At 71.4% G+C, this 20,922-nt stretch carries 21 protein-coding genes; 10 read left to right on the forward strand and 11 right to left on the reverse strand.

The features are described from left to right. Positions 1 to 290, forward strand: a 290-nt coding sequence (locus tag ACYVIP_RS38890) for a hypothetical protein (RefSeq protein ID WP_460405834.1), incomplete at its 5' end; no start/stop codon positions are given. Further along, complete coding sequence (locus ACYVIP_RS38895; protein ID WP_460405835.1) at positions 287 to 1,075, forward strand: ESX secretion-associated protein EspG; 789 nt, start codon at positions 287 to 289, stop codon at positions 1,073 to 1,075. The genes ACYVIP_RS38890 and ACYVIP_RS38895, both read left to right, overlap by 4 nt. 90 nt (positions 1,076 to 1,165) lie before the next feature. On the opposite strand, the gene glpD is transcribed toward ACYVIP_RS38895, so the two are convergent. Next, positions 1,166 to 2,818 carry a glycerol-3-phosphate dehydrogenase gene (gene glpD, locus ACYVIP_RS38900; RefSeq protein ID WP_460405929.1) on the reverse strand — a complete coding sequence of 551 codons (1,653 nt, stop codon included), beginning with the start codon at positions 2,816 to 2,818 and terminating at the stop codon, positions 1,166 to 1,168. A 298-nt stretch (positions 2,819 to 3,116) separates the two neighbouring features. Between glpD and ACYVIP_RS38905 the strand changes: the two genes are divergently transcribed. Then, positions 3,117 to 3,869, forward strand: coding sequence for an MIP/aquaporin family protein (locus ACYVIP_RS38905; RefSeq protein WP_460405931.1), 753 nt, complete (start codon positions 3,117 to 3,119; stop codon positions 3,867 to 3,869). A 17-nt stretch (positions 3,870 to 3,886) separates the two neighbouring features. Further along, complete coding sequence (gene glpK, locus ACYVIP_RS38910) at positions 3,887 to 5,401, forward strand: glycerol kinase GlpK (protein ID WP_460405837.1); 1,515 nt, start codon at positions 3,887 to 3,889, stop codon at positions 5,399 to 5,401. A 55-nt stretch (positions 5,402 to 5,456) separates the two neighbouring features. Here the strand turns inward: glpK and ACYVIP_RS38915 are convergent, their stop codons facing one another. Then, positions 5,457 to 6,860, reverse strand: a complete 1,404-nt coding sequence (locus tag ACYVIP_RS38915) for an NAD(P)H-quinone dehydrogenase (protein ID WP_460405839.1) — start codon at positions 6,858 to 6,860, stop codon at positions 5,457 to 5,459. Positions 6,861 to 6,976: 116 nt separating this feature from the next. Between ACYVIP_RS38915 and ACYVIP_RS38920 the strand changes: the two genes are divergently transcribed. Both ACYVIP_RS38920 and ACYVIP_RS38925 read left to right on the forward strand, forming a co-directional pair. Beyond that, complete coding sequence (locus ACYVIP_RS38920) at positions 6,977 to 7,429, forward strand: gamma-glutamylcyclotransferase (protein ID WP_460405841.1); 453 nt, start codon at positions 6,977 to 6,979, stop codon at positions 7,427 to 7,429. Positions 7,430 to 7,433: 4 nt separating this feature from the next. After that, positions 7,434 to 7,724 (forward strand): hypothetical protein, encoded by a 291-nt coding sequence (locus tag ACYVIP_RS38925; protein ID WP_460405843.1) that lies wholly within the window; start codon positions 7,434 to 7,436, stop codon positions 7,722 to 7,724. A 70-nt stretch (positions 7,725 to 7,794) separates the two neighbouring features. Here ACYVIP_RS38925 and ACYVIP_RS38930 read toward each other — a convergent pair whose 3' ends face one another. The 5 genes from ACYVIP_RS38930 to ACYVIP_RS38950 form a co-directional block, all read right to left on the reverse strand. Further along, positions 7,795 to 9,090 carry a M20 family metallopeptidase gene (locus ACYVIP_RS38930; protein ID WP_460405845.1) on the reverse strand — a complete coding sequence of 432 codons (1,296 nt, stop codon included), beginning with the start codon at positions 9,088 to 9,090 and terminating at the stop codon, positions 7,795 to 7,797. A gap of 135 nt (positions 9,091 to 9,225) precedes the next feature. Further along, positions 9,226 to 9,504 carry a hypothetical protein gene (locus ACYVIP_RS38935; protein ID WP_460405847.1) on the reverse strand — a complete coding sequence of 93 codons (279 nt, stop codon included), beginning with the start codon at positions 9,502 to 9,504 and terminating at the stop codon, positions 9,226 to 9,228. Positions 9,505 to 9,540: 36 nt separating this feature from the next. Then, positions 9,541 to 10,539 (reverse strand): methylmalonyl Co-A mutase-associated GTPase MeaB, encoded by a 999-nt coding sequence (gene meaB, locus ACYVIP_RS38940; RefSeq protein ID WP_460405849.1) that lies wholly within the window; start codon positions 10,537 to 10,539, stop codon positions 9,541 to 9,543. Further along, the gene (gene scpA / locus ACYVIP_RS38945; protein ID WP_460405851.1) at positions 10,539 to 12,722 is read right to left on the reverse strand and encodes a methylmalonyl-CoA mutase; all 2,184 of its coding nucleotides are present in this window, start codon (positions 12,720 to 12,722) and stop codon (positions 10,539 to 10,541) included. Before scpA ends, meaB begins: the two co-directional genes overlap by 1 nt. Continuing rightward, complete coding sequence (locus ACYVIP_RS38950) at positions 12,719 to 14,158, reverse strand: methylmalonyl-CoA mutase subunit beta (protein ID WP_460405853.1); 1,440 nt, start codon at positions 14,156 to 14,158, stop codon at positions 12,719 to 12,721. Before ACYVIP_RS38950 ends, scpA begins: the two co-directional genes overlap by 4 nt. Before the next feature lie 68 nt (positions 14,159 to 14,226). Between ACYVIP_RS38950 and ACYVIP_RS38955 the strand changes: the two genes are divergently transcribed. From ACYVIP_RS38955 to ACYVIP_RS38970, 4 genes are all read left to right on the forward strand, one after another. Further along, a complete protein-coding gene (locus tag ACYVIP_RS38955; protein WP_460405855.1) occupies positions 14,227 to 15,933 on the forward strand; it encodes a serine/threonine-protein kinase in 1,707 nt (568 codons plus the stop codon). Between the two features lie 71 nt (positions 15,934 to 16,004). After that, a complete protein-coding gene (locus ACYVIP_RS38960) occupies positions 16,005 to 16,787 on the forward strand; it encodes a purine-nucleoside phosphorylase (RefSeq protein ID WP_460405933.1) in 783 nt (260 codons plus the stop codon). Positions 16,788 to 16,920: 133 nt separating this feature from the next. Then, positions 16,921 to 18,498, forward strand: a complete 1,578-nt coding sequence (locus ACYVIP_RS38965) for a phospho-sugar mutase (protein ID WP_460405935.1) — start codon at positions 16,921 to 16,923, stop codon at positions 18,496 to 18,498. A 170-nt stretch (positions 18,499 to 18,668) separates the two neighbouring features. After that, positions 18,669 to 19,118 (forward strand): flavodoxin family protein, encoded by a 450-nt coding sequence (locus tag ACYVIP_RS38970; protein WP_460405857.1) that lies wholly within the window; start codon positions 18,669 to 18,671, stop codon positions 19,116 to 19,118. A gap of 3 nt (positions 19,119 to 19,121) precedes the next feature. Here the strand turns inward: ACYVIP_RS38970 and ACYVIP_RS38975 are convergent, their stop codons facing one another. From ACYVIP_RS38975 to upp, 4 genes are read right to left on the reverse strand one after another with little or no spacing between them, the layout of a single operon-like run. After that, positions 19,122 to 19,526, reverse strand: coding sequence for a MerR family transcriptional regulator (locus tag ACYVIP_RS38975; RefSeq protein WP_460405859.1), 405 nt, complete (start codon positions 19,524 to 19,526; stop codon positions 19,122 to 19,124). A 38-nt stretch (positions 19,527 to 19,564) separates the two neighbouring features. After that, complete coding sequence (locus ACYVIP_RS38980) at positions 19,565 to 19,954, reverse strand: type II toxin-antitoxin system death-on-curing family toxin (RefSeq protein WP_460405861.1); 390 nt, start codon at positions 19,952 to 19,954, stop codon at positions 19,565 to 19,567. Between the two features lie 32 nt (positions 19,955 to 19,986). Next, positions 19,987 to 20,193 (reverse strand): type II toxin-antitoxin system VapB family antitoxin, encoded by a 207-nt coding sequence (locus ACYVIP_RS38985; protein ID WP_460405863.1) that lies wholly within the window; start codon positions 20,191 to 20,193, stop codon positions 19,987 to 19,989. Positions 20,194 to 20,233: 40 nt separating this feature from the next. Next, positions 20,234 to 20,857, reverse strand: coding sequence for a uracil phosphoribosyltransferase (upp, locus tag ACYVIP_RS38990; RefSeq protein WP_460405865.1), 624 nt, complete (start codon positions 20,855 to 20,857; stop codon positions 20,234 to 20,236). Positions 20,858 to 20,922 lie beyond the last annotated feature (65 nt).

Below are 20,922 nucleotides of genomic sequence, written 5' to 3' on the forward strand. Positions count from 1 at the left end.
CCAGCCAGGCGGCGGCCGCGGCGCAGCACGCCGGTGCGCCGCTGGCGCCCGCGGCGGGCGCCCCGACCGGCGTCGGCCAGCAGGACCGGATGGCGATGCGCCGGTTCGGCATGGAGGCGATCGGGTCCAACCAGTGGTTCGGGGACACCGATGAGCCGGTCGTCGGGGAGAGCCCGCGCCGGCGGCGGGACTTCCGGGAACCGGTGGAGGTCACCGAGGCGGTATCGGTCCTCGACGAGGAGCACCGGCTGCCGCCGAACGTGATCGGGGACGGTCCGACCGGTCGATGATCGCTGGTTTGTTCACCGAGACCGAGGATCCGATCACGATCTCGGCGCTCGAGTTCGACGTGCTGTGGGAACACCACGGGCTGGACGCGATGCCGCTGGTACTGCGCGTCCCGTCGCCGGGGCGGACCGACGACGAGCGGGCGACGCTGGTCGAGCAGGTGTGGTCGTCGCTGTCGGCGCGCGGGCTCGGTGGGCAGGTCGACCTCGACCCTCGGCTCGTGCGGCTGCTGTCGCTGCTGTGCCGGCCGGACCGGGAGATCGACGCCCGGTTGTGGGTCGGTTCGCCGCTGCGGGTGTTCGCGGCGGCCACCGGGGACGAGGCGGTGCTGGCGACGTTGTCGGCGTCCTCGCTGACCCTGCGGGCCGCGGACGCGACCGGCCTGCCCCGGTTCGCGCTGTCGGTGCTGCCGCCCGCGCCCGCGGGTGCCGGCCGATCACTCACGCTGCCCACAGCCGACTTCGAGGCCGCGGCCAGGGAGGGCGGCGACCGCAAGGGTTTCGAGGCGGCGCTGCTGGCGCGGGGCATCCGGACGTCGGACGCCCGCGAGCTGGCGGCGATGCTCGGTGACGTGGTGCACCAGGGCCAGTTCGGCAGCGCGACCAGGGACCGGTGGCGACGCCGGGTGCGGGCGCCGAGGGTGATCAGCTTCTTCGACACCGCCGACGGCCGCTACCTCCAGCTACGCCGCGCCGACCCGGACGCCGAGCCGTGGACCACCATCTCCCCGGCCGACCACCGCCGCATGCTCCAACACCTGACCGCCCTCCACACCGACCCGGCCTGACGCCTCGGCCTCAACGCAGCGAAGGGTCCCTTCGCTGCGTGGCGTGCAGTGAAGGGACCCTTCGCTGCGTCAGGTGGGGCCGGGGCGGGGTCAGGCGGGTTCGGGTTCGAGGAGTTCGGGGCGGGCTTCGGGGGCGGCGGAGCGGCGGGCGTCGGCGGTGTGGTCGTCCGGCTCGGTCTGGGAGTCGCGTTCGGCGGCCACGCGGGCGGTGTAGACCTCGATCTCGCGGCGGACGGTGTCCTCGTCCCAGCCCAGGACGCCGGCCATCAGCTCGGCCACCTGGGCAGCGCAGTCGACGCCGCGGTGCGGGTACTCGATGGAGATCCGCGTTCGGCGGGAGAGGGTGTCCTCCACGTGCAGGGCGCCCTCGTGCGAGGTGGCGTAGACGACCTCCACCTGGAGGTAGTCGGGGGCGGCGGTGAGCGGGCGCAGCAGCTCCGGCCGGCTGTCGGCCACGGCGAGCACCTCGTGCACCATCGACCCGTACCGGTCGAGCAGGTGGCGCACCCGGTAGGGGTGCAGGCCGTGCCGCGCGCCCAGCTGGTCAACCTGGTTCACCAGCGCGTGGTACCCGTCGGCGCCTAGCAGCGGCACCTTGTCGGTGATCGACGGCTGCAGCCGGCCGGGCAGGTCGGCCGACGCCGCGTCCACCGCGTCCGCGGCCATCACCCGATAGGTGGTGTACTTCCCGCCCGCGATCGCCACCAGACCGGGTGAAACCCTGGCCACCGCGTGTTCCCTGGACAGCTTCGAGGTCTCCTCGCTCTCCCCGGCCAGCAGCGGGCGCAGACCGGCGTAGACGCCCTCGATGTCGTCCTGGGTCAACGGGGTCGCGAGCACCTGGTTGACGTGCTCGAGCAGGTAGTCGATGTCGTGTTTGGTCGCCGCCGGGTGGGCCAGGTCGAGGTTCCACTCGGTGTCGGTGGTGCCGATGATCCAGTGGTTGCGCCACGGGATCACGAACAGCACCGACTTCTCCGTACGCAGGATCAGCCCCGACTCGGACACGATCCGGTCCCGGGGCACCACGATGTGCACGCCCTTGGACGCCCGCACCCGGAACCGGCCCCGCGACCCGGACATCCGCTGCAGCTCGTCGGTCCAGGTGCCGGTGCAGTTGATCACCGCGTTGGCCTGGATCTCCAGCTCCTCGCCGTTCTCCACGTCGTGCACGCGCACGCCAGACACCCGGTCGGCCTCCCGGATGAACCCGACCACCTGCGTGGACGTGCGGATCACCGCGCCGTAGTGCGCGGCCGTGCGGGCCACGGTCATCGTGTGCCGGGCGTCGTCGGCCTGCGCGTCGTAGTACCGGATGCCGCCGATGAGCGAGGACCGCTTCAGCGCCGGCACCATCCGCAGCGCCCCGGCGCGGGACAGGTGCTTCTGCCCGGGCACCGACCGCGCGCCGCCCATCGAGTCGTACAGGAACAGGCCGGCCGCGGTGTACGGGCGCTCCCACAGCCGGTGGGTCAGCGGGTACAGGAAGCTCACCGGCTTCACCAGGTGCGGCGCCAGCCGGGTGAGCATCAGCTCCCGCTCCCGCAGCGCCTCGCGCACCAGGCCGAACTCCAGCTGCTCCAGGTAGCGCAGGCCACCGTGGAACAGCTTGCTCGACCGGCTCGACGTGCCGGAAGCCAGGTCGCGCGCCTCCACCATGGCGACCCGCAGGCCACGGGTCGCGGCGTCCAACGCGGTGCCGGCACCGACCACGCCGCCGCCGATCACCACCAGGTCGAACATCTCCGAACCCAGCCGCCGCCAGGCCTCGGCACGTTCCTCGGTGCCCAGCCGGCCACCGATCGTCTCGGAAGCGGAGTGCGTGTTCGGGTCGGTCACGGCCCCTCCTCGACTACTGCTGGCCCGGACCTGATCCACGCTACCGGCCAGGCGTCCGAGGGGCCCGTTTCGTGCCGGTATCGATCTCTGGACAAGTTGACCTTGCTCCCGTAGCGTCCGAAAACGCTCAGGGTAGGCACCGGCGCCCAACCCTCTGGCCACGGCCGCCTACCACTTCATCTCGAAGGAGTGGGTCGTGGATCTGTCTTTCGGTGAAATCTTTCTCTGGGAACTACTCGGCACCGCGGCACTGATTCTGTTGGGTGTCGGCGTGGTCGCCAACACCGTGCTCAAGAAGAACCTCGGGGTCAACGGCGGCTGGCTACTCATCAACATCGGCTGGGGTTTCGCGGTGTTCGTCGGCGCGAGCATCGCCAACCCGACCGGTGCCCACATCAACCCGGCGGTGACCATCGGCCTGCTGGCCGGCGGCAATTCGGACTTCGGCTGGGCGCTCGCGCCGGCGTACTTCCTCGGCCAGATCCTCGGCGCGATTCTCGGCGCCACGCTGGCCTGGGCCGCCTACAAACTCCAGTTCGACACGCACGACGATCCGGGGGGTACCCGAGGTATCTTCGCCACCGGTCCGACCGTGCCCAACTACACCTGGAACCTGGTCACCGAGATCATCGCCACGTTCGTGCTGGTGTTCTGGATCCTGGTGAGCCCAGGAGCGTCGGCCGGGGAGGACGGGGTGCCGAGTTTGGGCAACTCCGCACTGGGGTACGCGGCCGTGTCGTTCGTGGTGATCAGTATCGGTGCCTCGCTCGGTGGCCCGACCGGGTACGCCATCAACCCGGCACGTGACCTCGGCCCGCGCATCGCGTACGCCCTGCTACCCATCAAGGGCAAGGGCAGTCCGGAGTGGAACTACTCCTGGGTGCCGGTGGTCGGCCCGATCGTCGGCGCGATCCTGGCCGGTCTGCTGTTCCAGGCCCTGCCGGCCACGTCCTGAACCAGAGAGGCACATTCATGACGAGTTACATCGCCGCGATCGACCAGGGCACCACCTCCACCCGCTGCATGGTGTTCAGCCATGCGGGTGAAGTTGTGTCGGTCGATCAGAAGGAACACGAACAGATCTTCCCCCGCGCCGGCTGGGTCGAGCACAACGCGGAGGAGATCTGGCGCAACGCCCGCGAGGTCGCCGCGGGCGCGCTCGCGAAGGCCGACCTGGACACCAAGGACATCGTCGCGATCGGCATCACCAACCAGCGGGAGACCGCGGTGGTGTGGGACCGGACGACCGGCAAGCCGGTGTACAACGCGATCGTCTGGCAGGACACCAGGACCGACAGGATCTGCGCCGAGCTGGAGGCGCTCGGCGGCGGTCAGGACCGGTACAAGGCCAAGACCGGCCTGCCGCTGGCGACCTACTTCTCCGGCCCGAAGATCCGCTGGATCCTGGACAACGTCGAGGGCGCCCGGGAGCGCGCCGAGGCGGGCGACCTGCTGTTCGGCAACATGGACACCTGGTTGCTGTGGCACATGACCGGCGGCACCGACGGCGGCCGGCACGTCACCGACCCGACCAACGCCTCCCGCACGCTGCTGATGGACCTGTCCACGCTGTCCTGGGACGAGTCCATCGCCAAGGACATGAAGATCCCGCTGTCGATGCTGCCCGAGATCCGGTCGTCCTCCGAGGAGTACGGCAAGGTCCGGGACCGCGGCGCGCTGGCCGGGGTGCCGATCGCCGGCATCCTCGGCGACCAGCAGGCGGCCACCTTCGGCCAGGCGTGCCTGTCGGTCGGCGAGGCCAAGAACACCTACGGCACCGGCAACTTCGTGCTGCTCAACACCGGTACCGAGCAGGTCGCCTCGCAGAACGGCCTGCTGACCACGGTCTGCTACAAGATCGGCGACAAGGCGCCGGTGTACGCGCTGGAGGGCTCGATCGCGGTCACCGGCTCGCTGGTGCAGTGGCTGCGGGACAACCTCGGCATGATCGCCACCGCGCCGGAGATCGAGGAGCACGCGCGCAAGGTCGAGGACAACGGCGGCTGCTACTTCGTGCCGGCGTTCTCCGGGCTGTTCGCGCCATACTGGCGGGCCGACGCGCGCGGCGCGATCGTCGGGCTGACCCGGTTCGTGAACAAGGGTCACCTGGCCAGGGCGGTGCTGGAGGCAACAGCGTTCCAGTCCCGTGAGGTCATCGACGCGATGAACGCCGACTCCGGCGTGCCGCTCAAGTCGTTGAAGGTCGACGGCGGCATGGTCGGCAACGAGCTGCTGATGCAGTTCCAGGCCGACATCCTCGGGGTGCCGGTGATCCGGCCGGTGGTCGCGGAGACCACCGCGTTGGGCGCGGCCTACGCGGCCGGGCTCGCGGTCGGCTTCTGGGCCGGCGAGGACGACATCCGCAACAACTGGGCCAAGGACAAGGAGTGGACGCCGTCGATGGACGACGCCGCGCGGGACAAGACCTTCGCCCAGTGGAAGAAGGCCGTGACCCGGACGTTCGACTGGGTCTCCGGCGACGACTGAGTGACCTCCCCGGCGCGTGGCCTCCCGTTTGATCACGGGCGGCCGCGCGCCGGGGTCAGTCCAGGTCGTCGTGGCGCATCAGCCGGCGGCCGGCCTCGGTGATCGACCCGGACAGTGACGGGTAGACCGAGAACGTGTGCGCCAGGTGCTCGACGGTGAGCTGGTTCTGCACCGCCAGCGCGATCGGCAGGATCAGCTCGCTGGCCGTCGGCGCGACCACCACGCCGCCGATCACCACGCCGGTCGCCGGGCGGCAGAACAGCTTCACGAAGCCCCGGTGCAGGCCCTCCATCTTCGCCCTGGCGTTGGTCGCCAGCGGCAGCACGATCGTGCGCGCCGGCACCTCGCCGGAGTCGATGGACTGCTGGCTGATGCCCACCGTGGCGATCTCCGGATGGGTGAACACGTTGGCGGCCACGGTCTTCAGCTTGATCGGGGCCACCCCCTCGCCGAGCGCGTGCCACATCGCGATCCGGCCCTGCATGGCCGCGACCGAGGCGAGCATCAGCAGCCCGGTGCAGTCGCCCGCCGCGTACACCCCGGGCACGCTCGTGCGCGACACCCGGTCGACCGAGACGAACCCGCCCTGCGCGGTCTGCAGCCCGACCTTGTCCAGCCCGATGTCCCCGGTGTTGGGCACCGAGCCGACGGTCATCAGCGCGTGGCTGGCCTCGACGGTCTGCCCGCCGCGCAGGTGCACCAGCACGCCCTTGGCGGTGCGCTCGACCCGCTCGGCCCGCGCGTGCTTGACCACCTCGGTGCCGCGCGCGGCGTAGACGTCCTCGAGCACCGCGGCGGCGTCGGCGTCCTCGTGCGGCAGCACCCGGTCCCGGCTGGAGATCAGCGTGACCCGCACGCCCATCTCGGTGTACGCCGAGACGAACTCCGCGCCGGTGACCCCCGAGCCGACCACCACCAGGTGTTCCGGCAGCTCGGGCAGGTCGTAGATCTGGCGCCAGTCGAGGATCCGCTCGCCGTCCGGCTCGGCGCCGGGCAGCACCCGGGGCGTCGCGCCGGTGGCGATCAGCACGACGTCCGCGTCGAGGGTCTCGGTGCTGCCGTCGTGGCCGAACGCGTTGATCCGGTGGGCGGCCAGGCCAGTGCGCTCGTCGACGAACCGGGCGGTGCCGTTGATCACCCGCACGCCCTCGCGCTGCACCCGGTTGCGCACGTCGGCCGACTGCGCGAGGGCGAGCCCCTTGACCCGCCCGTGCACCACCGGCAGGTCGACCGGCGGCAGGTGGCTGTCGGTGCGGATGCCGAGCTCGTCGGCGTTGTGGAACGACGAGCGGGCGCCGGCCGAGGCGATGAACGTCTTGGACGGCACGCAGTCGTAGAGCACGCACGCGCCCCCGAGCCCGTCCCGTTCGACGATCGTGACGTCGGCACCGTGCTGGGCGGCGACCAGCGCCGCCTCGTAACCGGCCGGGCCCCCACCCATGATCACGATTCGGGTCACTGCGGCTCCCATCCACCGTTGTTCCGAACAGGCCCAACCGTACGCGGCGGTCCGGGAACCGAACACGCCCACGCCATGCCGGCGCACATGATCCGAGGTATCGCTACGCTGTCGTCGTGCCGCTCTACGCCGCGTATGGGTCCAACATGGATCCTGCCCAGATGATGCAGCGAGCGCCGCACTCGCCGATGGCGGGTACCGGTTGGCTCGTGGGTTGGCGGCTGACCTTCGGCGGCGAGGACCTCGGCTGGGAAGGCGCGCTGGCCACGGTCGTCGAGGACCGGGACACCCAGGTGTTCGTCGTGCTCTACGACGTCACCCAGGAGGACGAGGTCCGGCTCGACAGCTGGGAGGGCTCCGAGCTGGGGCTGCACTCGAAGATCCGGCTGCGGGTGCAGACGCTCGAGGGCTCGGTGCTGGCCTGGCTGTACGTGCTGGACGCCTACGAGGGCGGGCTGCCGTCGGCGCGCTACCTCGGCGTGATGTCCGACGCGGCCGAGGCGGCCGGCGCCCCCGCCGACTACGTCGCCGACCTGCGAATACGACCCTGCCAGGGCATCGGACCCTGACCGCGTGAGCCGCCACGGCGCCAAGCAGCTACCCAGAACGGGCCACGGCGACTCGCTGTGCAAGCACCTCACCCCGGGTAGTTGCACCTGGTGGTGCTCCTACGGCCGGTTCGTGAAGGTGTCGGTCGCGGTGTTCGCGGTGATCGCCGGGTTCGGCTCGCTGAGCGTGTTCCTGGACAAGGTTGGCGGGTACGCCCGGCTGGTGGACGCCGGCATCGCGCTGGCGATCTACACGGTGATCGTGGCCCTGCTGATCATCTTCGCCAACCAACGCGACGGCGGCGACCACTACTAGCCCACGCAACCGCAGCGAAGGGTCCCTTCGCTGCGGTGGACGCAGGCAAGGGACCCTTCGCTGCGGTTGCTCAGGTGGCCAGGGCGGCCAGGGCGGTGTGGGTGAGCACACGGACGCCGGTCAGCAGCGCGCGCTCGTCCAGGTGGAACGAGGGCTGGTGCAGGTCGGGCATGGCGCCTTCGCCGGACCAGACGCCCAGCCGGGCGAACGAGCCGGGCACCTGCTCCAGGTACCAACCGAAGTCCTCGCCACCGGAGGACTGCTTGGTCGTGGTCAGCGCCTGCTCACCGAGCGCGGCCTCGACGCCCGCGCACAGCACGGCCGTGCTCTCCTCGCCGTTCACCACCGGCGGCACGCCCCGGCGGTGCTCCAGCTCGAAGCCCACCCCGGTCGGCGCCAGCAGGGACTGGATCAGGCCGGCGACCAGCGGCTCCAGCTCGGCCCAGACCTCGTGGTCGGCGGTGCGCAGGGTGCCGCGCAGCACGCCGTCCTGGGGGACCGCGTTGGGCGCCTCGCCGGCGTGCACCGCGCCCCAGACCAGCACCGTGCCCGAGCGGGGGTCGATGCGCCGGGACAGCAGCGCCGGCAGGCCGGTGATCACCGTGCCCAGCGCGTGCACCAGGTCGGCGGTCAGGTGCGGGCGGGAGGTGTGCCCACCTGGCGAGGTCAGGCGCAGCTCGAGCAGGTCGGTCGCCGAGGTGATGGCCCCGACCCGGGAGCCGACGCTGCCCACGGTCAGCCGGGGGTCGCAGTGCAGGCCGAAGATCGACTCGACGCCGTCGAGGCCACCGGCCTCGATCACGTCCAGGGCACCGCCGGGCATGACCTCCTCGGCCGGCTGGAAGATCAGCCGGACCCGGCCGGGCAGCTCCGGCGCGGAGGCCAGCGCGAGGCCTGCGCCGAGCAGCATCGAGGTGTGCGCGTCGTGCCCGCAGGCGTGCGCCGCGCCGGGCACCGTCGAGGAGTAGGGCAGCCCGGTCAGCTCGGTGAGCGGCAGGGCGTCCAGGTCCGCGCGCAGCGCCACACAGCGTTCGCCGGTGCCGATGTCGCAGGTCAGACCGGTGCCACTGTCGAAGATCTTGGGGTGCAGACCGGCCGAGGACAACAGGCGGGCCACCATGTCGGTGGTCGCGAACTCCTGCCGGGACAACTCCGGGTGCGCGTGCAGGTGGCGATACCAGGCCAGGACGTCCAGCCCGTTGCGCGTGAGCCAGCCGTCGAGCCAGCTCGGCCCGCGCCCCGCGCCGATGTCATCCACCGTCGGCATACTGACACCTTCGTCGGTTATCAGCACGCCGGTTCTTGCCGCCGCTCCCACATCGTCCCGGTCCCCCGGCATGCCGGACCGCGAATCGAGCACTGTCACCTCGCCAATCCTGCACCATCACCGGTTGAGGATCGGACGAAGGACGCTGGGCAACCGATTTCCGGTATACACAGTGCGACGAACGGCCGGCGGTCTTCGGCCAGGCTAAACGATCACAATCGCCCAACGACCGGCTCAGCCGGCCTTGGCCTTCTTCCTGCGGATGCTGCGCCCCCAGACGACGATGCCGAGCAGGACCGCCGAGGCGATGCCCATCACCAGTTTGCGCCGGGTGTCTCCCCGTTCGGCCTCGGTCTCTGGCTGTTCGATGGCCGGCCCGTCCGGCGCGGGCGCGCTCGGCTGGGCCGGGTCGGACGCCGGCTGGCCGGCGACCGCGAGCGGTTGGTGGTCGGCGCGCGGCTCGGCCGCCGACACCGACACCGGAAGTGCCAGGAGCAACGCTGACAGGGCCACGATCAGGAGCCTGGCGGCGGTTCGCATTCCCTAAGACTAACCAGCGGGGGGTGAGTCGGCGAACACTTCCAGTATCCGGCTGGCCGCCAGCGTCGGGGTCAGCTCGCCGTCGGAGACGGCCCGCTCGAGGCCCGGCGCGAGGTCACGAATGCCCTGGTGGTCGCGCAATCGGGTGAGCAGGGTGTCCTGGACCATCGTCCACATCCAGTCGACCTGCTGGCGGCGGCGCTTGGCGGCGAGTTCACCGGTCTCGGTGAGCGTCCGGTGATGACGCTCGACCTGTTCCCACACGGTGTCCAGGCCGTTACCGGTCTGACCGGAGCAGGTCAGCACGGGCGGGGTCCAGGCGGCACCGGCCGCGCGCAGCAGGCGCAGCGCCCCGGACAGCTCCCTGGCGGCCGCCCGGGCGGGCACCTCGTGCTCACCGTCGGCCTTGTTCACCGCGATCACGTCGGCCAGCTCGAGCACGCCCTTCTTGATGCCCTGCAGCTGGTCGCCGGTCCGGGCCAGGGTGAGCAGCAGGAAGCAGTCGACCATGTTGGCCACCGAGGTCTCCGACTGACCGACGCCGACGGTCTCCACCAGCACCACGTCGTAGCCGGCGGCCTCCATCAGCACGATCGTCTCCCGGGTGGCCCTGGCGACGCCGCCGAGCGTGCCGGAGGTCGGCGACGGGCGGATGAACGCCGCCGGGTCGACCGCCAGGCGCGACATCCTGGTCTTGTCGCCGAGGATGGAGCCGCCGGTCCTGGTCGAGGACGGGTCGACGGCGAGCACCGCGACCCGGTGGCCGGCCTCGGTGAGCAGTGAACCGAGCGCGTCGATGAAAGTCGACTTACCGACACCCGGCACGCCGGTGATGCCGACCCGGTGCGCGCCGCCCGCCCTGGGCAGCAGCTCGACGAGCATCCGCTGGGCGAGGTCGCGGTGGTCGGCCCGCCGGGACTCGACCAGCGTGATCGCCCTGGACAGGATTCCCCGGTCGCCGTCCAGCACCCCCGCGACGTAGCCCCCGACGTCGATCGGGCGCACCACTACGCGGGGTGTCCGTGCTGGCGCGCGAGCGTGCGCACCAGGTCGGCGGCGGCCTGCGCGATCACCGTGCCCGGCCCGAAGATCGCGGTCGCGCCCGCCTGGCGCAGCTCGTCGTGGTCCTGCGGCGGGATCACGCCGCCGACCACGATCATGATGTCCTCGCGGCCGAGCGCGGCCAGCTCCGTGCGCAGCGCGGGCACCAGCGTCAGGTGCCCGGCGGCCAGCGAGTTGACGCCGACCACGTGCACGTCGGCCTCCACCGCCTGGCGGGCGACCTCGGCCGGGGTCTGGAACAGCGGGCCGACGTCGACGTCGAAGCCGAGGTCGGCGAACGCGGTGGCGATCACCTTCTGGCCGCGGTCATGCCCGTCCTGGCCCATCTTCGCGACCAGGATGCGCGGGCGGCGCCCCTCCGCCTCGCCGAACGCGGCCACCACGGCCCGCACGTCGTCCACCTCCGACGACGCGCCGACCTCCTCGGAGTACACGCCGGAAATGGTACGGATCTGCGCCGAGTGCCGGCCCCACACCGAGCCGAGCGCGTCGGAGATCTCGCCGACGGTGGCCTTCGCGCGGGCCGCGTCGATCGCCAGCGCCAGCAGGTTCTCCGTGCCGTTGGCCGCGTGCGACAGCGCGCGCAGGGCGGTGTCCACGGCGTTCTGGTCGCGCTCCGCCCGCAGCCGGCGCAGCTTGTCCAGCTGTTGGGCGCGCACGCCGGCGTTGTCGACCTTGAGCACGTCGATCTGCTCGTCGACCTCGCCGTCGGCGATGCGGTACTTGTTGACCCCGACCACCGGCTGGCGGCCGGAGTCGATCCTGGCCTGGGTGCGCGCCGCGGCCTCCTCGATGCGCAGCTTCGGGATGCCGGCGTCGATCGCGCGGGCCATGCCGCCGGCCGACTCGACCTCGCTGATGTGCCCCCACGCCCGGCTCGCCAGGTCGTAGGTGAGCCGCTCGACGAACGCGCTGCCGCCCCAGGGATCGATCACCCTGGCGGTGTTGGACTCCTGCTGCAGCAACAGTTGGGTGTTGCGCGCGATGCGCGCGGAGAAGTCGGTCGGCAGGGCGAGCGCCTCGTCCAACGCGTTGGTGTGCAGGGACTGGGTGTGTCCCTGGGTGGCGGCCATGGCCTCGACACAGGTGCGCACCACGTTGTTGTAGACGTCCTGGGCGGTCAGCGACCAGCCGGAGGTCTGGCAGTGGGTGCGCAGCGAGAGCGACTTGTCCGAGGTCGGCGCGAACTGCTTGACCAGCTTGGCCCACAACAGCCGCGCCGCACGGAGTTTGGCCACCTCCATGAAGAAGTTCATCCCGATGGCCCAGAAGAACGACAGCCGGGGCGCGAACGAGTCGACCGGGAGGCCGGCGTCCACGCCCGCGCGGATGTACTCGACCCCGTCCGCGAGCGTGTACGCCAGCTCGAGATCGGCGGTCGCGCCGGCTTCCTGCATGTGATAGCCGGAGATCGAGATCGAGTTGAACTTCGGCATGTGCGCCGAGGTGTGCGCGAAGATGTCGGAGATGATCCGCATCGACGGCTGCGGCGGGTAGATGTAGGTGTTGCGGACCATGAACTCCTTGAGGATGTCGTTCTGGATGGTCCCGGCGAGCTGGTTCTGCGACACGCCCTGTTCCTCGGCGGCCACCACGTAGAGCGCGAGGATCGGCAGCACCGCACCGTTCATCGTCATCGACACCGACATCCGGTCCAGCGGGATGCCGTCGAACAGCTGGCGCATGTCGTAGATCGAGTCGATGGCCACCCCGGCCATGCCGACGTCGCCGGCGACGCGCGGGTGGTCGGAGTCGTAGCCGCGGTGGGTCGCGAGGTCGAAGGCGACCGACAGTCCTTTTTGGCCGGCGGCGATGTTGCGGCGGTAGAAGGCGTTCGACTCCTGGGCGGTGGAGAAGCCGGCGTACTGGCGGATGGTCCACGGCTGGTTGACATACATCGTCGGGTACGGCCCGCGCAGGTACGGCACGATGCCCGGATAGGTGTCCAGGAAGTCCAGGTCGGTGAGGTCGGCCGCGGTGTAGAGCGGTTTCACGCCGATGCCCTCCGGCGTCTCCCACATCAACGCGTCCGGGGCCTTGCCGGTGGCCTCCTGCACGGCGGCCTGCCAGTCCGCGGCGCTCGACGCCGCCGGCTCACCGAGGTCGATCCCGGAGAAGTCGGGGATCATGCCTGTGCCTCCTCGAACGGCTCCGCGTACCTGATCTTCGGTAGGCCACCGCCCGGTTGGGCCGGGGCCTGTTGGCGTACCAACGGTTTCTCGTGTTCGTCGGGGAACGAGGTCACGCCGGTGATGTGCTCGGCGCCCTCGGCGTAGCGGGCGGTGCGGGCCGCGCGGGTGGCCGCGATCCGCTCGTCGACCAGCCCGCTGTCCAGGGCGGCCACGATGCCGCCGGTGCGCTCCAGCTCGGTGAACACCGCCCAGCCGGCGTGCGCCAGCTCGTCGGTGCGCCGTTCCAGGTACCAGGAGCCGCCCGCCGGGTCGAGCACACCGGCCACTTTGGACTCCTCGATGAGGATCGACTGGGTGTTGCGGGCGATCCGGCGGGCGAAGGCGTCCGGCAGGCCGAGCGCGGCGTCGAAGGGCAGCACGGTGACCGCGTCCGCGCCGCCGACCCCGGCGGCGAAGCAGGCGATCGTGGTGCGCAGCATGTTCACCCACGGGTCGCGCCTGGTCGTCATGGTCGACGAGGTCACCGCGTGCTGTGGGGCGGTGCGGGTGCCGGCGCCGCAGACCTCGGTCACCCTGGCCCACAGCCTGCGGGCGGCGCGGAGCTTGGCGATCGTGGCGAACTGGTCGACGGTGGCCGCGAGGCGGAACTCCACCAGCCCGGCGGCGGTCGGCACGTCGAGCCCGGCGGCGGTGAGCGCCCGCAGGTAGGCCACGCCGGTGGCGATGGCGTAGCCGAGTTCCTGGCTGTCGGCCGAGCCGGCCTCGTGGTAGGGCAGGGCATCGACGACCAGCGCGCGCAGCCGGGGGTAGCGCGCGGCGGTCGAGACCGCGAGCGCGATGGCGCCGTCGAGGTCGGTGTCGGTCCCGGTACGCGCGCGCAGCCCGATCGGGTCGGCGCCGAGGTTGCCGCGGACCTCGCTGGCCCGCACGCCCTTGTCGGCGTACACCGCGAGCAGCGCCTCGGCGGCGGCGGTGAGGTCGTGGCCGGCGTCGAGGGTCACCGGGGCGAGGTCGAGGTAGACCTCGGCGAGCACGTCGGCGAGCGCGTCCACCGGCAGCCCGGACGCGCCGGCGACCAGCCACAGCGAGGTGCCGCCGTTCTCCAGGTCGGCGAGGATCGCCTGTGTGGTGGTGGCCGGGTCGGGGTGGGCGTGGCGCTGGCGGACATCCCAGCCGGCGTGGATCTGCCCGGCGGGCGTGCCGCCGCGGACGAAGGGTGGCAACCCCGGGAAACCGGCCGGTGACGCACCGTCCCTGGCCGTGTAGAGGGGCTTGAGGTCGAAGCCGTCATAGGTCGGGCTGGCCAGCGCCGCCTCGACGTCGTCGGTTTCGACCCCCGACCTGCGCAACACGCCGCCGACCAGTGCGCGCCACTGGTCGGCCGTGGCCGCCGGGAAATCCGAGGCAAGTGCCAGCCGATCCGCCGTGGTCATAACGGCCAATGTTACGGATTTCGCCGGTACACGCCGGACGCTTGTGGCGAATGCCGCAGAATAGGGGGGTGTCCGAAGACAGCGTCAACCGCCTCGTCGCCGGGCGATACCGGTTGCGCCGCCAACTCGGCCAGGGCGCCATGGGCATCGTCTGGGAGGCCTACGACGAGTTCCTGCGCCGCCGGGTGGCGGTCAAGGAGGTGCTGCGGCCTCCTGGCCTGCCGGACCCGGAGGCCGACGAGCTGCGCGAACGGACGCTGCGCGAGGCGCGGGCGATCGCCGCGCTGTCCCATCCGAACGTGATCACGCTGCACGACGTCGCCCGCGAGGGCGGCGAGCCGTTCGTGGTGACCGAGTACCTGCAGGCGCGCAACCTGGCCGAGCTGCTCTACGCCCTGCACCCGCTGGAGACCGCGAAGGTGGCCGCGATCGGCGACGCGGTGGCCGCCGGGCTCGCCGCCGCCCACCAGGTCGGCATCACCCACCGCGACGTGAAGCCGGGCAACGTGCTCGTGTGCGACGACGGGCAGGTGAAGCTGACCGACTTCGGCATCGCGCGCAACGTCTCCGAGAAGACGATCACCCGTACCGGGATCATGCTCGGCTCGCCGTGCTACATCGCCCCCGAGGTGGCCGCCGGCGACCCGGTGACGCCCGCGGCCGACCTGTGGGGCCTCGGCGCGACGCTGTTCGCCGCGGTGGAGGGCGCGCCGCCCTACGACGACGGCGGCGGGGTGTTGGCGATCATCAACGCGGTGGTGCACGGCGAGGTGCCCCGGCCGTCGGCGACCGGTCCGCTGATGGACATCATCGCCGCGCTGATGGTCAAGGAGCCGGCGGACCGGATCAGCCTCGCCGAGGTACGCAATCGTTTGCACCCGCTGTTGCCGCCGCCGTCCACGCCGCTGTTGTCCGAGGCCGACCTGCGTCGGCTCGACGGCTCCGGCGGTGACGAGGCGCCCACCATGGTGACCGCGCCCACGCCCCCCGCGCCGCCACCACCACAGCCGTCGGCGCCCGCGCTCGCGCCAGCGCCCGGGCCGCTGCCGTTCACGCCGCCTCGGCCGGTGCGCAGGCGACGCCGGGGTGCCGGGGTGTCCGCGCTGCTCACGGTGGTCGCCGTGCTGCTGTTCGCCGGCGCGGCCGGAGGCGGGTTCGCGCTGGCCAGGGTGGCCGGCGGGGAGCCGATCCTGCCGCCGGCGCAGACCAGGACGTCGACGTCGGCGCCTGCGGCCGACCCGCCGTCGAACGAGCTGGTCGAGCAGCAGGGCGACGCGGCGACGGTCGCCGGCGCGCAGGGCGGCGGGTACCGGGTGCAGGTGCCGGTGGACTGGGTGCGGTTCGTCGAGGAGCGCCGGGTCGACGACCTGCCGAGCACCAGGGTGTTCTTCGTGTCGCCGGACGGCACCCGCACGCTGACCATCGAGCGGTTCGCCGGCTACTACCCCGACCACACGATCGACGAGTACGTCAACGACCTCGGCGGGCTGCCCAACGTCCTCTACGAGGAGATCAGCGCCACCGGGATCGAGAACATCGCCGACAACGGGCACGAGTCCGCGGCGCAGCTGACCTACCGCACCACCGACCACGCCAACGTCCTGGCGCCCGGCGACCCCCGGGCCCGCAACCAGAACCGGGTCACCTTCGCCAACCTCTATCCCATGGGCGCCGACCTGTGGGTCATCGGCGTCACCGTCCCGGTCGACCAGGAGGACTCCGGCCGCGCCGAGATCTTCGACCGCCTGATCCCCACCTTCAAGGTCACCGGCTGACGCTCCTGATCTTCCGGTACTGCCGGCCGGCCACGGCTAGGCTCGCGGCCGTGACTGAGATCGCGAACCCCATGGCGTTGGCCGACGAGGCGGCGAAGGAGCTGCTCGAACGCACCGGCGAGGACTCCCATGACGTGGCCGTGGTGCTCGGCTCCGGCTGGCGGCCGGCGGCCGACCAGATCGGCGAGCCGACCGCCGAGGTGCCGATGGCGGACCTGCCCGGGTTCGCCGCGCCGACCGCCGCCGGGCACGGCGGGACGATCCGGTCGCTGCGCGTCGGCGACCGCCGGGTGCTGGTGTTGTTGGGCCGCACGCACGGCTACGAGGGCCGCGGCGTCGCCTCGGTTGTGCACGGCGTGCGCACGGTCGCCGCGGCCGGGTGTCGCACGATCGTGCTCACCAACGCGGCGGGCTGCCTGCGCGACGGCATCCCGGTCGGCTCGCCGGTACTGATCTCCGACCACCTGAACCTGACGGCGACCTCCCCGCTGGTTGGCGCCGATTTCGTGGACCTGACCGACCTGTACTCGCCGCGGTTGCGCGCCCTCGCGCGCGAGATCGACCCGTCGCTGGTCGACGGTGTGTACGCCGGCCTGCCGGGCCCGCACTTCGAGACCCCGGCGGAGATCCGCATGCTGGCCACGATGGGCGCGGACCTGGTCGGCATGTCGACGGTCCTCGAGGCGATCGCGGCCAGGGCCGCCGGGATGGAGGTGTTCGGGTTGTCGCTGGTGACGAACCTGGCCGCCGGCGTCACCGGCGAGCCGCTCAACCACCAGGAGGTCCTCGAGGCAGGCCAGGCCGCCGCCGGCCGCATGGGCGGCCTCCTGCACGCCCTGGTGGAACGCGCATGACCCGCCCGCGTCGCGCCGGGTGCAGTGAAGGGTCCCTTCGCTGCGGTGGACGCAGTGAAGGAGCCCTTCGCTGCGGTGCGGAGGGGGCGCGGTGAGTCTGCCGTCGGAGCTGCGGGACCGGGCGTTCCGGTGGATGGCGGACGATCCGGACCAGGACACCAAGCTTGAGCTGCAACGCGTGGTAGCCAGTGCGATGGGCGGCGCCCCCGGTTCGGTGGACGACCTCACCGATCGGATGAACGGCACGCTGACGTTCGGCACCGCCGGCCTGCGAGGCCCGGTCCGCGCGGGGTCCAACGGCATGAACCGCGCGGTGGTCCTGCGCGCCACCGCCGGCGTCGCCGCCTGGCTGGTCCACAAAGGACACTCCGGCGGCACGGTCGTGGTCGGCCGGGACGCCCGGCACGGCTCGGCCGACTTCGCGTCGGCCGCGGCGGAAGTCCTGGTCGCCGCCGGGTTCTCGGTGCGCACCCTGCCCGGCCCGCTGCCGACCCCGGTGACCGCGTACCTGGTGCGCGCGCTCGGCGCCGTGGCCGGCATCCAGCTCACCGCGTCCCACAACCCGCCCGCGGACAACGGCTACAAGGTCTACACCGACGACGGCGCACAGATCGTGCCCCCGGACGACCGGCTGATCGAGGCCGGAATCCGGGACGCCCCACCGGCCCGCCAGGTCCCGACCGCCCCGGGCGCACTGCCGCTGACCGACATCTCCGGCTACCTGACCCGGGTGGCCGGCCTACCCCGGGGCACCGCCCGCGACCTGCGCGTCGTACTGACGCCATTGCACGGCGTCGGCGGCGAGACCGCGCTGAACGCGTTGCGGGCAGCGGGTTTCACCGACGTCACCCTGGTCGCCGAACAGGCCGACCCCGACCCCGACTTCCCGACGGTGACCTTCCCCAACCCCGAGGAGCCCGGCGCCGCCGACCTCCTGCTGGCGGCGGCCGAGCAGGCGGACGCGGACCTGGCCATCGCCCTGGACCCGGACGCCGACCGCTGCGCACTCGGCGTGCGCTTCCCCGACGGCTGGCGGATGCTGCGCGGCGACGAGACCGGCACCCTGCTCGGCGAGTACCTGTTGTCCACTGTGGACAAGCCAGACCCGTTGGTGGCCACGACGATCGTGTCGTCCTCGATGCTGGCCAGGATCGCCGCGGCCCACCACGCAGGCCACGCCGAGACCCTGACCGGGTTCAAGTGGCTGGCCCGCGCGGGCGACGGGTTGGTGTACGCGTACGAGGAGGCGCTCGGCGTGTGCGTCGACCCGGACGCCGTGCGGGACAAGGACGGCATCGCCGCGGCGGTGGTCGCCTGTGACCTGGCGGCGACGCTCAAGGCGACCACCCGCTCGATCCCCGACGCCCTCGACGACCTGGCCCGCACGCACGGCGTGCACCTCACCGAACAGATCTCGTTGCGGTTCACCGACATCACCAGAATCGGCCCGCTGGTGGCGGCCCTGCGCGCGAACCCGCCGACGACAATGGCCGGCACGCCGGTCACCGAGGACGGCCCGGCTCCCGACATCCTCCGACTTCGCGGCGACGGTCTGCGCGTGATCATCCGCCCATCGGGCACCGAGCCGAAGGTCAAGGCATACCTGGAGATCGTCGAGCCACCAACCGATGACCTCGCCACCGCCAAGACCAAAGCCGGCGAACGGATGACAACCCTGCGCGGCGAGGTGGAAAGCCTGCTCACGACTTAGGTCGCCGACGTGGAGCGGCGGCACGTCGAAGTCGTCTGGCGGTCAGGTCCCTGGTGACGTGCCAGGACCGGACGTGCCGCAACGGCTCGGCGGCGGCCAGCATGTCCTCCCGACCGCCGCGCTCGTGCATAACAGCGCCGTCCCGAGCCGAAACCGGTTGAATGGCGGGCATGGCCACCTTGTTGATCGTGCACCACACCCCGTCGCCCGGGGTGCAGGCGATGTTCGAGGCGGTGGTGGCTGGTGCGACCACCGACGAGATCGAGGGTGTCGACGTCGTGCGGCGGGCGGCGCTGGCGGCCACGCCGTCCGACGCGCTGGCCGCCGACGGCTACATCCTCGGCACGCCGGCGAACCTCGGCATGATGTCCGGCGCCCTCAAGGTCTTCTTCGACCTCGCCTACTACCCCTGCCTCGACACCACCCGCGGCCGCCCGTTCGGCCTCTACGTCCACGGCAACAACGACACCACCGGCGCGGTCCGCGGCATCGAGTCCGTCGTCACCGGCCTCGGTTGGGCACAGGTCACCCCCCACGTCTCGGTCACCGGCGAGCCGAGCAAGGCCGACCTCGATGCCTGCTGGAACCTCGGCGCGACCGTCGCCGCGAGCCTGGGCTGAGGGTCAGGCGGTGGCCTCCGCGAACATCCCGGGAGCCTGCTCCTCGAGGTCACGCTCGCACTGCTCGTAGTTGGCGATCTTGTAGTTCAGCACGTCCAGGCAGGAGTGCAGTTCGGCGATCCGGTCGAGGACGTCGGCCCGCTGCGACACCAGGATCTGCTTGCGCCGCCCAGTGCTCGCCACGCCCTGGTGACGGAGCTTGGCGTACTCGCGCATCATCCGGATCGGCATGCCGGTGGTGCGCAGTCTGGTCAGGAACTCCAGCCAGGCGAGGTCCGCCTCGTTGTAGACGCGCCGGCCGCCGGAGTCGCGGGCGGGCGGGTCGATCAGTTCGATGCGCTCGTAGTAACGGAGTGTGTCGATCGACAGCCCACTACGGTGGGCCGCCTCGGCGATCGCATAAGTCACGTGCCCGACGGTAGAAGCTGGAGTGCGCTCCAGGTCAACTACATATCGTGTTCTTTCGGCTTGGCCCACTGCTCGAGGTGCGCGGCCATCTCGGGCACGCCCATCTTGCCCCGGCCGACCTCGCGCACCAGATCCAACGCCTCGTCCTCGTCGGCGTCGATCCACCAGCCGTTCATGTCGCACATGGCGACCGCCGCCACCCAGCCAAGACGCCAGTTGCCCTCGGCGAGCGGACGGGTGCAGACGATGGAGTCGAGCAGCGCGGAGCCCTTGAGCCATAACGTGTCGTAGGCCTGTACGCCGAGCACGGTCGCGCGCGGGCGGTGGGCGGCCGCGTCGAGCAGGCCCAGATCGCGCACAACGAGGTCACCACCGGTAACGGCAGCTGCCAGCACGAGTAGGTCGCTGGCGTCCAGGTACACGATCACCGCGCGATCATGCCACTACACACCGACAGAATTCAGGCGGTTCCGATTCTGTCCAGTAATCCCTGGTAGCGGGGTAGTACTCGGCTCAACACCTCGGCGAGCTGTTGTTCCTTCTGCAGCCGGGCCCAGCGCTCGGCGAGAGCCAGTCGCATGATCTCCTGCTTGGAGCGGCCTTCGACGGACGCGAGTTCAGCGAGGCGCTGATTCTCCTCGTCCGAGAGTCTCAGGGTCATCGCCATACCTTTCACGGTACCACCGTGATACCACGGTGGACGAGCCTCAAACAGCGCCGTACTGCCGGTCTCCAGCGTCTCCCAAGCCGGGAACGATGTAGCCGGAGTCGTTGAGTCGCTCGTCGATACTGGCCGTGACCAGCCGCACCGGCAACCCCGACTCGGACAGGTGACGGATGCCCTCCGGAGCGGCGAGCGCGCACACGGCGGTCACGTCGGTCGCGCCCCGGTCGGTGAGCAGGCGGATGGTGTACTCCATCGAGCCACCGGTCGCGAGCATCGGGTCGAGCACGAAGACCGGCCGGCCCGCCAACGACGCGGGCAGCGACTCCATATACGGGGTCGGCTCGAGGGTGTCCTCGTTGCGCGCGAGGCCGACGAAGCCCATCTGCGCCTCGGGGATGAGCCGATGCGCCTGGTCGGCCATGCCGAGACCGGCCCGCAGAACGGGGACCAGCAGCGGCGGGTCGGCGAGCCAGTAGCCGTCGGTGCGGGCGACCGGGGTGTGGATGCGTTCGGCACGCACCGGGGCGTCGCGCAGCGCCTCGTAGATGAGCATGACGGTGAGCTCGTGCAGCGCGGCCCGGAAGGTGGCGTTGTCGGTGCGGGCGTCCCGCATGACGGTCAGGCGGGTCCTGGCCAGCGGGTGATCGACCGTGCGCACATCCATGGGGCGACACGGTAGCTTGCGCGGCGCCTGGCCACCTCGAGAGCCTCAACCCACCCAACCGCCAC

This window comes from Actinophytocola sediminis (assembly GCF_054779715.1).

Excerpts from the sequence above, each read along its gene's own strand:
- glpD (WP_460405929.1), bottom strand. The coding sequence starts at position 2,818 with ATGTTCGACCTGGTGGTGATCGGCGGCGGCGTGGTCGGTGCCGGCACC.
- ACYVIP_RS38970 (WP_460405857.1), top strand. The coding sequence starts at position 18,669 with ATGGCCACCTTGTTGATCGTGCACCACACCCCGTCGCCCGGGGTGCAG.
- ACYVIP_RS38895 (WP_460405835.1), top strand. The coding sequence starts at position 287 with ATGATCGCTGGTTTGTTCACCGAGACCGAGGATCCGATCACGATCTCG.
- ACYVIP_RS38985 (WP_460405863.1), bottom strand. The coding sequence starts at position 20,193 with ATGGCGATGACCCTGAGACTCTCGGACGAGGAGAATCAGCGCCTCGCT.
- ACYVIP_RS38950 (WP_460405853.1), bottom strand. The coding sequence starts at position 14,158 with ATGACCACGGCGGATCGGCTGGCACTTGCCTCGGATTTCCCGGCGGCC.
- scpA (WP_460405851.1), bottom strand. The coding sequence starts at position 12,722 with ATGATCCCCGACTTCTCCGGGATCGACCTCGGTGAGCCGGCGGCGTCG.
- ACYVIP_RS38965 (WP_460405935.1), top strand. The coding sequence starts at position 16,921 with ATGGCGGACGATCCGGACCAGGACACCAAGCTTGAGCTGCAACGCGTG.
- ACYVIP_RS38960 (WP_460405933.1), top strand. The coding sequence starts at position 16,005 with ATGGCGTTGGCCGACGAGGCGGCGAAGGAGCTGCTCGAACGCACCGGC.
- glpK (WP_460405837.1), top strand. The coding sequence starts at position 3,887 with ATGACGAGTTACATCGCCGCGATCGACCAGGGCACCACCTCCACCCGC.
- upp (WP_460405865.1), bottom strand. The coding sequence starts at position 20,857 with ATGGATGTGCGCACGGTCGATCACCCGCTGGCCAGGACCCGCCTGACC.